The 12556-nt window shown below is 48.5% G+C and carries 16 protein-coding genes; 6 read left to right on the plus strand and 10 right to left on the minus strand.

Annotated elements, in window-relative coordinates; all coding sequences use genetic code 11:
- Window positions 1–169 precede the first annotated feature (169 nt).
- A complete protein-coding gene (locus K9W43_02995; GenBank protein ID MCF2136183.1) occupies window positions 170–421 on the plus strand; it encodes a hypothetical protein in 252 nt (83 codons plus the stop codon).
- An 83-nt stretch (window positions 422–504) separates the two neighbouring features.
- On the opposite strand, the gene K9W43_03000 is transcribed toward K9W43_02995, so the two are convergent.
- Window positions 505–1962, minus strand: a complete 1458-nt coding sequence (locus K9W43_03000; protein ID MCF2136184.1) for a hypothetical protein — start codon at window positions 1960–1962, stop codon at window positions 505–507.
- Window positions 1963–2081: 119 nt separating this feature from the next.
- Between K9W43_03000 and K9W43_03005 the strand changes: the two genes are divergently transcribed.
- Window positions 2082–2867: an enoyl-CoA hydratase/isomerase family protein gene (locus tag K9W43_03005; GenBank protein ID MCF2136185.1), complete on the plus strand. Its 786-nt coding sequence runs from the start codon at window positions 2082–2084 to the stop codon at window positions 2865–2867.
- A 43-nt stretch (window positions 2868–2910) separates the two neighbouring features.
- On the opposite strand, the gene K9W43_03010 is transcribed toward K9W43_03005, so the two are convergent.
- Window positions 2911–3816, minus strand: a complete 906-nt coding sequence (locus tag K9W43_03010) for an MBL fold metallo-hydrolase (protein MCF2136186.1) — start codon at window positions 3814–3816, stop codon at window positions 2911–2913.
- A 215-nt stretch (window positions 3817–4031) separates the two neighbouring features.
- On the opposite strand from K9W43_03010, the gene K9W43_03015 reads away from it, so the two are divergent.
- Entirely contained in the window at window positions 4032–4367 is a 336-nt protein-coding gene (locus tag K9W43_03015) for a hypothetical protein (protein MCF2136187.1), read from the plus strand.
- 54 nt (window positions 4368–4421) lie between these two features.
- On the opposite strand, the gene K9W43_03020 is transcribed toward K9W43_03015, so the two are convergent.
- The 8 genes from K9W43_03020 to K9W43_03055 form a co-directional block, all read right to left on the minus strand.
- Window positions 4422–4835, minus strand: a complete 414-nt coding sequence (locus K9W43_03020) for a Zn-ribbon domain-containing OB-fold protein (protein MCF2136188.1) — start codon at window positions 4833–4835, stop codon at window positions 4422–4424.
- Between the two features lie 2 nt (window positions 4836–4837).
- Window positions 4838–6004, minus strand: coding sequence for a thiolase domain-containing protein (locus K9W43_03025; GenBank protein MCF2136189.1), 1167 nt, complete (start codon window positions 6002–6004; stop codon window positions 4838–4840).
- A 185-nt stretch (window positions 6005–6189) separates the two neighbouring features.
- The gene (locus K9W43_03030; protein ID MCF2136190.1) at window positions 6190–7002 is read right to left on the minus strand and encodes an enoyl-CoA hydratase/isomerase family protein; all 813 of its coding nucleotides are present in this window, start codon (window positions 7000–7002) and stop codon (window positions 6190–6192) included.
- A gap of 115 nt (window positions 7003–7117) precedes the next feature.
- Entirely contained in the window at window positions 7118–8242 is a 1125-nt protein-coding gene (locus K9W43_03035) for a 3-hydroxyacyl-CoA dehydrogenase (protein MCF2136191.1), read from the minus strand.
- Window positions 8243–8253: 11 nt separating this feature from the next.
- Window positions 8254–8613 (minus strand): SCP2 sterol-binding domain-containing protein, encoded by a 360-nt coding sequence (locus K9W43_03040; GenBank protein ID MCF2136192.1) that lies wholly within the window; start codon window positions 8611–8613, stop codon window positions 8254–8256.
- A 4-nt stretch (window positions 8614–8617) separates the two neighbouring features.
- Entirely contained in the window at window positions 8618–8890 is a 273-nt protein-coding gene (locus K9W43_03045) for a hypothetical protein (protein ID MCF2136193.1), read from the minus strand.
- Window positions 8890–9147, minus strand: coding sequence for a hypothetical protein (locus K9W43_03050; protein ID MCF2136194.1), 258 nt, complete (start codon window positions 9145–9147; stop codon window positions 8890–8892). Before K9W43_03050 ends, K9W43_03045 begins: the two co-directional genes overlap by 1 nt.
- A 2-nt stretch (window positions 9148–9149) precedes the next feature.
- Window positions 9150–9920: a nitroreductase family protein gene (locus tag K9W43_03055; GenBank protein MCF2136195.1), complete on the minus strand. Its 771-nt coding sequence runs from the start codon at window positions 9918–9920 to the stop codon at window positions 9150–9152.
- Window positions 9921–10354: 434 nt separating this feature from the next.
- On the opposite strand from K9W43_03055, the gene K9W43_03060 reads away from it, so the two are divergent.
- The 3 genes from K9W43_03060 to K9W43_03070 all read left to right on the plus strand — a co-directional run bounded on the left by K9W43_03060 (window position 10355) and on the right by K9W43_03070 (window position 12556).
- Window positions 10355–10495 carry a ribbon-helix-helix domain-containing protein gene (locus K9W43_03060; GenBank protein ID MCF2136196.1) on the plus strand — a complete coding sequence of 47 codons (141 nt, stop codon included), beginning with the start codon at window positions 10355–10357 and terminating at the stop codon, window positions 10493–10495.
- A gap of 92 nt (window positions 10496–10587) precedes the next feature.
- On the plus strand, window positions 10588–11541 hold the full coding sequence (locus K9W43_03065) for a hypothetical protein (protein ID MCF2136197.1): 954 nt from the start codon (window positions 10588–10590) through the stop codon (window positions 11539–11541).
- Window positions 11542–11587: 46 nt separating this feature from the next.
- Window positions 11588–12556, plus strand: a complete 969-nt coding sequence (locus K9W43_03070) for a hypothetical protein (GenBank protein ID MCF2136198.1) — start codon at window positions 11588–11590, stop codon at window positions 12554–12556.

Raw genomic sequence — 12556 nt, forward strand, 5'->3', positions numbered from 1 at the left:
GCCTCCCTTGTCTGTGCAGGGACTCGTTTATTGAACCAGAACTTCAATAGAAACGTTACTACTCCTCCGAAAAATGGTCATCAGAGTGAGAACTGTCGTAGGAACATTAAAAGGAGATACTTTGCGAAAAGAAACTAATGGCGACACCGATGCCAGATAATGGTGAAGAATGATGCCAACATACAATCTTGGTATAATGACAGTTGTAGGGCACGATGCCGAAAAGATAACTGATGCACTTGGAATCCCTGAGCATCGCTTTGATGATCTGTTAAGTACAGCAAAGGAAGCATGGGGCTATGGCGACACGGTTAGTGAATCAATAGAATTCATTGCCCAGCGATTAAATGGTTCGGAACTCGTTCTCGCAATGGTGCTTCTTGGCCGATTCTGGGAAGAGAGCAAGCAACAAGACTCATAGGTCTCGAACTTGTTTCTGATTAAAGAGAGGTTGTTAAAACGACCTCTCCGTTTCACTATTCGGCCTAATCAGTTACTCTCATTTTATGATGTCAGTGAAATCAGGTCCGACATCTCTGCAATCATGAGTTTATTGAAGACCCCATACTGTTGTTCGTAAATGGTAACATTCTCTGGGATTGGTTGTCTTCGCTCTTCCATGTGCACCATGTTGTCGACGGCCTCTTCAAACGTGCCATATACTCCCATGCCGATTGCGGCCAAGATTGCGGCTCCGATCACGGTGGCATCACGGGTCCTTGGTAGGGCAACGGGTTTGTTCGTGCAGTCGGCAATTATCTGTCGCCAGAGTGGTGAGTTGGAACCGCCACCATCAATGATGATCTCTGGGAACTCGACATCAAGCATGCCCTCCATCATCTGGACGTACATCTGAATGCCATACCCATTTGCTTCCATAATGGCACGTGCAATGTGCGCCTTTGTGTGGCCGAATCCCAGATTATAGAAGATGCCCTTGTTGTAGGCCATGAATGGGAAGATGACAAGACCATCACTGCCTGCAGGAACAGAGCTCGCAGAGCCCTCGATGATCTCATAGACATCACGATTGGTCTCGGCGGCAATGGCTCTCTCTCTATCGCAGTACTGATCACGGAACCACTTGTAGGCAAGACCTGTTCCCGGAATGACCCCTTCCAAGATCCACTTGCCCGGAATTGCAGAGGGGTTGCTGAACATCACGTAAGGTTCATCAAAATATTCGTCGGTGTGGGTAATCACAAAGGTGCCTGTCCCTGTTGTGGCCTTGACGATTCCAGGGCGAATTGTTCCAGTACCCAAAGCCGAACATTGCTGATCACCGCTTCCCATGATCACTGGTGTCCCCTTGAGAAGTCCCGTCTGCCTTGCCGCATCGGGTGAGACCTCTCCAATCATCTGTCCTGGTTTCACTATGTCTGCAAGTTTGTCAAGAGGAATGCCCGTCAGTTCGCAGAGGTCTTCGGACCAAGTGAGTGACTCGTGATTAAATGGGCCATACCGGGCATTGGCGGGTTCTGTCACCATTGCCCCACAGAGTCGATAGTTGATGAGAGCATCAAGAGTCACGAACTTGTAGGTCTTCTGAAAGAGATCTGGGCGGTTCTCTGCAAACCACATCATCTTGTGAATGCTCTTTCGCGGTCCGATGTCCTCAGCCATCTCTCTCGCCCTGTCTGTGGAACGATTGTCCACCCATGTCACAGTGGGCGCAAGAGGTGTCCCCGCTTTGTCAACCGGTGTGATGCAATCGCGTGTTGTCGCAACTACACAGGCGACCACAGAGCTCGCGCCTCTGGGGAGATCCGCGAGTGCTCGCTGCATCGTATTGCAGGCAGTACGCCAGAACGTATCCGCCAGTTGTTCGTGTGTCGAGAGACTATGAGGTGTCTTGGGATATTCCTCATATTCTCGTGTGATCTCACGACCCTCCTCATCAACAAGGCATGCGCGAGCACCAGTTGTTCCAATGTCAAAGACCGCAAATATTCGTTGGCTCATTCCTCTCACCGATAGGTACTATACTAGTCTTCGTGAGATAATAATGCTACTGCAACTGTTAGAAGGCCTTATTACACGGAATCGCCATGTCCGGATATAAACATCGGAGAGGAGTATCGATGTCCGAAGAAGATGTTCTGTATACGGCCAGTGATGGAGTGGCCACGATCACTATCAATAGACCAAAGAAATACAATGCCCTTAACATCGCCGTAGTCAAGAGGCTCAGGGAGCTCTTTGAGCGTGCGGAAAAGGATGATTCGGTCAGAGTCGTCATTCTCACAGGGGCTGGCGAAAAGGCCTTCGCCGCAGGAGCCGACATCTCAGAGTTTGAAGGAAAGGATTCTCAGACTGTGAGACCCTTGGCCGAGAATGGACAGGCGCTATGTACATACATTGAATCCATGAGTAAGCCTGTTATTGCGGCAGTCAACGGGTTTGCACTAGGGGGCGGTTGTGAGGTCGCTATGGCTTGTGACATACGTTATGCATCAGCCAACGCTCGATTTGGGCAACCCGAGATCAACCTTGGGATTATTCCCGGTTTTGGCGGCACCGTTCGGCTCCCACGACTTGTGGGTCTTGGAATGGCAAAAGAGCTCGTACTCACAGGGGATCAGATCGCCGCTGGGGAGGCACAGACAATAGGCCTTGTCAATAAGGTCTTCGAGTCTGTTGAGGCCCTGCGTGATGGTGTGATGTCGCTTGCGAAGAAACTTGCGACCAAGCCTGGTGTTGCGGTGGATGTGGCCAAGCAATCTCTGAACAATGCATGGGCTCTCCCCTTGAAAGAGTCCCTTGAATTCGAGGTCAATGTCTTCTGTAAAGTCTTTGACACCGAGGACATGAAAGAAGGTGTTGATGCGTTTCTCAATAAGAGAGAGGCCCAATTCAAGCACAAATGATTAAGTTCATTCAATCAGACCGGGGCTTCCCCGGTCGCTCTTTCTATTTATGAACCACCTCAAGTTTCCCATCATTCCATATCAGGTTGCCTTTACTGACGAGCAGGTCAATATGCATCTTGAGCATTATCTCCTCGAACATGATGTAGAGTTTGTGTGGGAATCGCGGATAGATTACATTGGAGAGGGCCAGTTTCTCAACTGTATCGAGACCTTTCTCTACCCGCTCTATGATCTGTTGTTCACGCCAATCAAAAACTGCAAGATACTTCTCAAGCCGCGGAATAAGATCCTCACGAATGGGCTCGAGTTGATGACTACTGATCCCAACTTGTGGCTCCAAGTCGATGATCTTCTGAATCGAGCGCCTGAAGTCCTCAATGTTTCCAACAGCATTACCATACCACGGTCCAAATTTTGTGAGATCTATGTCCACAAGCAAAATGGTGTCGAAACCGTTGATACCGAAGCAGGTGTGGTCCTTGGAATGACCTGGGGCGTGGATAGGGATTAGTTCAACTTCGCCGCAGGAGATCGCCTTTCCATCTTGGAAATGACCCGTGACCTCATAATTCTCCAGTACATGTGGCATTTGACTTCTAAAGAAGGTTTCCCACTCAGGCCAGAATCGATGATTCTGCATCCCATAATTTTCAATAAAACCATTGAATGATTTAATGCCTGACTCGCCCAACGGATGGCAAAGTACCTCACATTGTGCAGTATTCCAGATGCGATTCGCATTTCCTTTGTGGTCAAAATGAAAATGTGTTAGAACTATTCTATCAATATCTTTGAGTTCGTGACCAAGATCGTGTAGAGTCTTTTCGATGAGACCAAGAGTGGTTCCCGCGTCGACGAGAGTGAGAATCTCATCATCGATGAGAATACTATTGGAGTTTGGGAATCGAGAACGATTCTCTCCGCGGATAAGGTGTACATGAGGCATAATTTCGATGTGGATTGGATAATCAAAGTCGGTCAAGGTGTAGTCCTAGCATCTACTATGCTACAAAAACCGTTCGTACATGGAACAAGACCATTTTACCCTAGATTTATTTGTATGTTTGAGTTAAAACGAAGCTGTCGTTTCCGGGAGAACGACGGGTGTTTGTTGTGGCCTCGATAGACAGGAAAACAATTTGGCATAATTCCCTTCAAGCAATGAAGAAGTCTCTGCTTGGAACCTATGAATTCAGGACGATTGTGTCCGAACAGGAACGCTTCCTCAAATCATGGTGTCCTGATGCACCTGACTACGTTGTCTTTTCAGACTACAGGAGAAATGAGGGACGCCGGAGAATTCATGACATCCTTGAAGTCATCGATGATGCGTTGAGTCGTCTGGATCATTGCGACAACCGAGAGGCAGCAATGATTTTTAATAGCACAATGAAGCAGGTGGCGCTCTTTACAAAGGTGGCAAGCATTTTGGAGATGTCTAATGAGTCTCAGGCAAAGATGCCACTGGAGCCTACATACGTCATTCACCGATGCTGAGACGTAATCTCTAAAAATTAAGCAATAAAAATAAGGTGTAGGGGCGTAGGCCCACTACACAAGCCACTTGTACGTGATCTTTTTCTCATCGACACGGTCGAATGCCAATTTGAGTGGCATACCTACTTCAGGCATGCTCGTCAGATTTGTGATATGTGCGGTCAAGCGAAGGCCCGATGGGAACTCGCCGATAGCGACCACATACGGCGCCCGCGAGGCAAGGCTCTCTGGTGGGAAGTCAACGATCACATAGGAGTACAATTTCGCCTCTCGTTCTGTGAACTCTTTCAGCTCGGTCTCGCTCAAACATTTCTGACAATGCTGCCGCGGAGGCAAGAATTCAGCACCACAATTGGGGCATACGCTCTTCATTAGTTTCTCTTGTTCGAGTGCCTCTAAGAATTTTCTAAAGAATGGTGTGACGACCTTGTCGGTCGCATAGCCTAAGTATAGTTCTTTTTCTGACACGATTACCAACCCCTCTCGAAGATGAAGATGTTAGTGAATTGCCCACTCTGGCCGACATTATGGACAAGGCCGTATTGTACATCATCGACTTGACGTGATGGGTTCTGCGCCTCGCCACGCATCTGAGTGAGGATCTCGTAAGTCATCGAGACTCCTGTCGCACCTAATGGATGTCCCTTACTCTTAAGGCCCCCATCGACATTCACCGGGATTCTACCGTCATGATAGTTCTCTTTGTTCTCAACGATCTCGCGGCCCTTGCCCGGTTCGGCGAAGCCTAGGTCCTCGTAGGCTATGAGTTCGGCAATCGAAAAGCAGTCGTGCACATCGGCCATGTCTATGTCCTTGGGGCCGATTCCCGCCATCTTATAGGCCGCCTTCGCTGCGCGCTTTGCGCCGGGGATGGAGGTCAGTGAGGGTCGATCTTGAATCATCATCTCGGAGGCTCCGGCGCCAATGCCTTTGATCCACATTGGTTCGTCGGTGAACTCTTTGACTCTGTCTTCGGCGGCAATGACCACTGCTGCTGCACCATCGGTGATGAGACTACAGTCATAGAGATTCAACGGTCTACAGATCGGGACTGCATTATTGGCCTCTTCCAGTGTGACCTCACGTGGGAGATGCGCTTTTGGATTCTGGGCGCCATAATGATGTGACTTGACCGAGATCATAGACAGGACTTCATGAGGCAAATTGTATTCGTGCATGTATCTGGAGGCCATCAACGCATAGAATGCCGGAAATGAGACCCCGTATGGGTATTCCCATCGCATATCACCAGCTTGGGCCATCAGTTCGGTCGCTCGTGCAGAGCTGACACGGTTCATCTGTTCTACACCTACTACAAGCATCACATCATAGAGACCTGCGGCGACCATCCCCCATGCTGCTCGCAAAGAGGCGGTTCCGGTTGTGCACGCTGACTCAACACGGAGATGTGGTTTGTCTGCCAAGCCAAGATAATCAGCTATTAGTGCAGAACCAGCACCCTGTCCCGTGAACTGTGATGCCGCGTATGATAGTACGCTCGCATCGATCTTATCTTGAGTGATTCCTTCGTCGTAGATGGGCTTGTAGGCCTCAGCACAGAGTTCTCGCATGGTCGCATCATATCGCTTCCCGAACTTTGCGTGGCCACCAGCCACTACTGCTACCCTTCTTGTCAATGTTTTTCTTCCTCCTGGGATTCTCCTGCATTAGTTGGCGCAGGTCCCAAAGGTATTGTATAGATTTGTCATTGTTTCCCAAACTTGGTCTTAAGCTTGACGCTTTTTTATAGCAAAGAGAAAATCCAGCAAAAACAAGAAAAAAGAAAAAATAAGGACCCCGTTGACCGGGGTCTATCCAAATCTTACTCGCCCTTGAACTTGCCTCGTCGCTTTTCGAAGACTGCGGAGATGCCTTCTGCAAGATCCTTGGTCCCGAAGCACTCAGCGGCAGCGTCAACCTCGAACTCTAAGTTCTTCTCGTAAGATGCCTCGAAGGCCATGTGAGTCGCTTTCTTTGCATACTTCATTGCAATTGGCGCATTTCCTCCGAACTTGGCACCATACCACATTGCTTGACTGATGAGTTCCTCGGGTTTGGTCACCTTGTTGATGAGACCTATATCAAGTGCTTCTTGAGCCGAGATCTGACCACCTGTCAGAATCAGCTCCATGGCCTTGCCAAGCCCAACAATTCGTGGCAGCCGGACACAACCACCCCATGCGGGGATGAGACCAAGACTCACTTCGGGAGCGCCAATCTTTGCCTCCTCATCGGCAATTCGTATGTCACAGGCCAGTGCGATCTCGGTACCCCCACCAAGGCACAGACCATGGATCGCGGCAATGACTGGTTTGCTCAAGGTTGCAATCTTGTCAATGGCCTTCTGACCAAGTGAGACCAGCTCACGAACGGCATCAGGTTTACCCAAGAGGCCCTGTGCCATCTTCAGGTCAGCACCTGTACAGTAGACCTTCTCATGGGCTGTGGCTAGGACTACAGAACGAACATCTGGATCCTTTTCCGCCTCGTCTAGAGCCGCAATGAGATCCTTGATGAATTGATCATTGATCGCATTCAGCGCATCGATGCGGTTGAACTTGATCAGGGCTACGTTCTTGACGGGCGACAGAAATGACCCCGCCTTTTCGTATAGCATTGTCTCGAACTCTGGCATTCTTATACCTCTCAGAGACTCTATTGTAAACAAATTGCAAGGCGACTAATAAACCTCCGCCATTATAAAAAAGAGTCGGGAGGACAGGCTAATTCGCCCGTCCTACCACTTTTGGTCACTCGAGCATCTTTGGCAGACTATAACACTCGCCATGCTCCTGATACAACTTCTCCAACTCGGCCTTGATTTTGTCCATACCAAGTGCCTCGGCCATCTCAAATGGTCCCTTGGGGAAGTTGGCACCCAGCTTCATGGCCTTGTCGATGTCATCCTTTGTAGCAATACCCTCATCAATGAGCAGCATCGCCTCGCGGACAACAGGTACCGTGATTCGTGTTACTAGCCATTGTGGATCAACACCCTTGGGTGCCTCAGGTTCCGCAGCCGCACCACCATATTGATAGAAGCCTTTCTTGGACTTCGTACCGATGGCACCGCTCTCCACGAGCTTCTTCAAGGACTCGGGAGGTTTGAAGCACTCTCCGATCTCTTGATAGAGCGTCTCCATTGTATGGAGAGCTATGTCCAGCCCCACGAAGTCGCCCAACACAAATGGTCCTGCTGGGAACTTGCCATGGACGGTCATGGCACTGTCAATCTCCTCCTTTGTGGCAACCCCTTGCTCATAGAGAAGGATCGCCTCTCGGAGCACAGGCATGAGTATACGATTGACAATAAACCCTGGACTGTTCTTGGCCTTTACAGGGATCTTGCCCTGCTTTTCAGCCACTCCAATGGCGGTTGCAACAGTTTCCTCACTGGTCTTCTCACCAATTACTACCTCGACCAATCGCATCGCTGCAACTGGGGAGAAGTAGTGCATCCCTACCACCTTGTCGGGGCGTTTTGTGGCACTTGCGATCTCATCAATACTGAGAGAGGAAGTATTGGATGCAAGAATCGCATGAGGCGGAGCCTTTGCATCAACATCAGCAAAGACTTTCTTTTTGACCTCCATGTTCTCAAAGATCGCCTCAATAATCAAATCCGCATCCTTCACAGCATCCGCTGTATCTGTTGTGGCCCGCAGATGGCTCATAAGGGCCTCAGCGTCGGCTAACGACATCTTGCCCTTTTCAATGCCGGTCATCACATCGTTTCGGATGCGTTCCATACCAGCATCAATGGCCTCCTGCTTGATATCGACCATGACGACATCAAAGCCATTCCATGCAGAGACATAGGCGATGCCAGAACCCATGAGGCCAGAACCAATGACGGCTATCCTCTTGACTTCCATGACATCACCCTCTACATAGCAGACATCATCACTTGAAGGATCAGATTGGCAAGCGGAACGCTCTCATGGGCATTTCCTATGACGACCAGGCTACCATCTTTCTGTGTCTTCTTGAAAGGCACCTCTCCTGTAAAAATGGCAAGCAGGGTCGCAGCCGATGCCTTATAGATGACATCCGGACTTGGGTATGTGCCATTGTGAAGGCTCATCTTATCTTTGGTCACGACAATGTATTGTGGGCCATCCTCGGTATAGACCTGAAGGATCTTTCCGTCGTAGGGACCCACCCACTTGGCAAGCTCCTTCTTCAGATCGTCTTTCTCACGCACCTTTGCGATTAGAAACTGGAAGAACTCTTGTAGTTGTGACATGATCTCAGTCCTCCTTAGCTATCCAGTCTGCGATGGCCTCTTTCATAGCCGCATCAACAGATGAGGCCCAGATGTTGCCTTTTCGCTTCTTGACTTTGTCTAGAAATGTGTCGTACTCGTCGCCATCCATAAGGACGACAATACGCCCTTTGCGATCGTCAATGAATGACTTGAGGTACATCTTCTTAGTTGACCAATACTCGGCATCGATGTCGCTCTCTTTGAGTCGCGGATAGAACGGCCATTCTCCGGTTGGATGTTTTCTGAACTTTGCCATTATTCATTCCTCCACTTTTTGACAAGATCTCCAGTCGCCTCTAGGAAGCCTGGACGGAATGGCCATTGTACCACATAGCGCATTCCCTTTACACCATCGACTTCACCCTTTGACCAGCGACCCACATAGACGCGTCCACCGGTGTTCCGTGCGAATTCGCGCATCACAATCTCTATCAAGCCCTCTGGCTTGACACCGGTCTCTGCGGCAAGTTCCTCGATCTTCTCTTTGATCTCGCCTTCAAAATTGACTTCCATCTTCATTCCTCCTTTTCTCTGAAGGCCAAACGCTTGTACGGGTTGCCCCATCGTTCGTTATACATCAGTCCTTCAAGCGGAACCCTGCTTGGCCCAAGGTATCTTGGTCTAGATGGCTTTCCGATACAAAATGCCGTCAATGGTGTCCAGAGTGGTGGAATTCCAAGTCGATCACGGACAAGTTCAGCATGTCGCGGATCTGCAGCTATTAGAGCCTCGTATCCACAACCATAGCCCAGTTCTGTGGCAACGAGCCACATATTTTGAACCGCCATCCCTGCCACTACTGAACCAAAGAGCTCTAGGGGATATAGATAGCCCGCATCATGCCATGCTTCACTTGCACAGACGATAATTACAGCATCGGATTTTTCTGGATACCTGAACAAATCGCCATCACGCAGAGTCGCGTAGACAGCAGCCCGGTATGGATCGGTTACGAACCAATTTCGCCCACTTGCAAGTTCAAAGGGCGAACCACCGAAGGCTGTCTGGGCCATCTCTTGTGCAATATCGGCCAGGAATCTCTTGGTTTCTTCATCATCACGAATGACAACGAAGCGTATCATTAGCATGTTCTCAGGGCTCGGTGCGTGCCTTGCTGCATCAAGGATCATCTCGATATGTTCGTCGGGGATCTTCTCGCCAGTGAACTCTCGAATTGATCTTCTCTCTCTGATAAGTTTCAAAGATTGCAACTCCTCAGTGGTCTGAGGAGTGTTTTCTGCAGCGCCCGCAGAGCCAGATTGTTTGTCTGTAGCGCCTCCTGACATTTGTGTCTTTCACCTCAATGTGAATAGTATGGCAAAGGGGATTACTGCCTAAAATGTATTGCGAGAGAAGGCATAACCTGACTATTGCCTGTGTATTAACCAGATATTGGCTGCAACACACAAGATGCCATAAGGAATCTTGATTTCACATCACTTGGCGCGCACGGAAACTTCTCCCGGCAACTGGTGCGCGCTCTCTTTTTTAGAGCGGGAGCGATCTTCGCTCCTCCTCCTTTTCACTGACTCATGGAACGTCAGGCCGTATGCATGTTTTCCTTTACCAATCCGACGCATGGCACTGTTAGCTTCAATGCCGAGTGAGTATTACACACAGCCATATTCTAGTATGACCCAGAGTAGGATTAGATGAATATCGAGATAGACATTGTGATTGTACATTGTCGCCCTCGTAAAGAAAGATAGGTGAGAGAGAAATGAAACTTGTAACATTGCATGTTCCTGAAACCTATATTGACGGACTGGAGAAGCTTGTGGAGAACAATCTCTATCCAAACCGATCCGAGGCAATTCGTATTGCGATCCGTGACCTGCTCAAGCGGGAACTATGGGGATAGGCAAATACACACACCATAATATTAATACCAGTAAATAGGGCATATTTATCGAAAATAGGTAACGATAAGTTGCCCTTGGGAAAGCGACAGAGATGACTGAGAATAGTGTGAATCATCATGACACACAGCCCACCTCATATCTCGTCAAAGGATGCCCTTGCCTGATGGAGTTTGGAACAGAACAGATCTGCATCAATAATGATGAGATCACTCCAATTTATTTTCTCGACGTCTCAAAAGAGATGGCTCTCGAGAGTATCCGTGATTCCCAGAGGAGTAATGAGGCCAGTTACCATAAAGACCCACGGCCTTGCTATGGTATTGTGGATGTCGGGCGATCTGATGGTGTCGCCTATTGTGCATTACATGGAGAACCATTACGTATCAATGGAGTCCCGATTCGCTCAAGTGACATAGAAGATGCGATCCAATTTAGCATCATTACCGAAAACGAGCAAGTGTGTTCGTCGTGTATCTACAAATATCTAGTGACCATGGGTGGTGTCTTTGAGGAGGAAATCTCTTCGGATGAGGCACATAAACTGATTGAGGCATATATTGTTCATTCACAGCACATTCCTCATGATCGTTCGCATACAGATGAGCGAATGACCGGGGTCACATACCGAAGCGTGCTTAGAGCCCATCTTCGGGAACTGATCGAGGAGAAACGAGTATGGTCCTCGTACATCAGTAGACAGTCAGTAACCGAGGGTACAAAGACTCTTCACGAGCTTTTAGAGCTGTACAGACGCACCTCGCGAATGGAGATGGTTCTTCATTATCAGCTCCTCGCTTTATATGAACACGAGAGGGGCCCAACTACTCAGCCAAGGCTCATTAGAAAGACCGCGGCGCGTCTTGTTTCATTATGTTCAAAGATTCAAGAGATAAACAATCGCTTGTTATCCTCCGAAATCCCTCCAGAGACCGAGTCCATGATCCGAACACACATGCTAAACAGAGAGAGAATCGAGGAAGGAATCAGGGCACTTCTCGTGACTATGGACAGTCGCAAATCTTCAAATAGCGCGGTTCCATCTTGATATCACTGCGCGAGGGAGAGAGAGAACATAATCGAGGCGGTTCATAATGGTCTTTGATGATGATGAGGATTCCCCAAGTTCAATTAAACTTGTGAGAGGCTGTCCCTGCTTCAAGGTCTTCGATGGGGAGACCTTGTGCGTCAATAATGATGAAGTTCTTGAAGTAGACCATATTGAGATAGACCCGTCAATTTTCTCTCTTAACCGTAGTAGGGCCGAGATGGAAAAAGAACGTGCGGAAGAGGACAATATCTGCTACTCGTCAATCTATGTCAACTTCGAAGACAATAGGGTCTATTGTATCTCTCAGGGCTGGAAGCTCAGAATTCATGGTCGCGATGTTCCAGCACAGGACCTTTTGGACGCATTGCAGTTCTTGTCAACAAAAGACATGACTGCAAGTGCAGAAATCTGTAGCGAATGCCTTTACAAATTCCTGCTTACTTTAGCAGATACCTTTGCGGACACAATGACAAAGGCAGAAAAGGCAGCAGAGATCAAGAGATATGTGGACAAGTTCTCATTGATGATCGCAGTCAAGCACAGTCAAGTGGATTCTCTCATGCATCCGATCGGGGATGAGGATGATATCGAGGAGGGGGTTGATCACTTTGCCTTCTTGAGAAGATATCTGGTCCAATTGTTGGAGCAGCAACAATATTGGATGGATCTTGAAAACTCCCTGAGGAAGGAAGGGACTGAAGATTGGCTAATTGAACTTGTCAGAAAACGAGAGTTGTTGGCGCGATACGAATTCCAGTTCTATAGTCAGACACTACAGCTGCGTGAAGTTCAAGATTTTAATATATTGTTGCGCATGTTATCATTTATCCTCAAGACCGCAGATCAGATCCTCTTAGTGAATAAAGACATCCACAATGAGATTCGCTCAACTCGGTTTGCAGAGAAGGTCAAAGTGGACAAGCGGCTTGAGCCTCTTGCGGAGTATGCAGAGAAAAGTCGCATTGTTGAACATAACTTTGGTAACATCTTCCAAATTCTCATCAAGGTATGA

This window comes from Candidatus Thorarchaeota archaeon (assembly GCA_021498125.1).
Taxonomy (GTDB): Archaea; Asgardarchaeota; Thorarchaeia; order Thorarchaeales; family Thorarchaeaceae; genus B65-G9.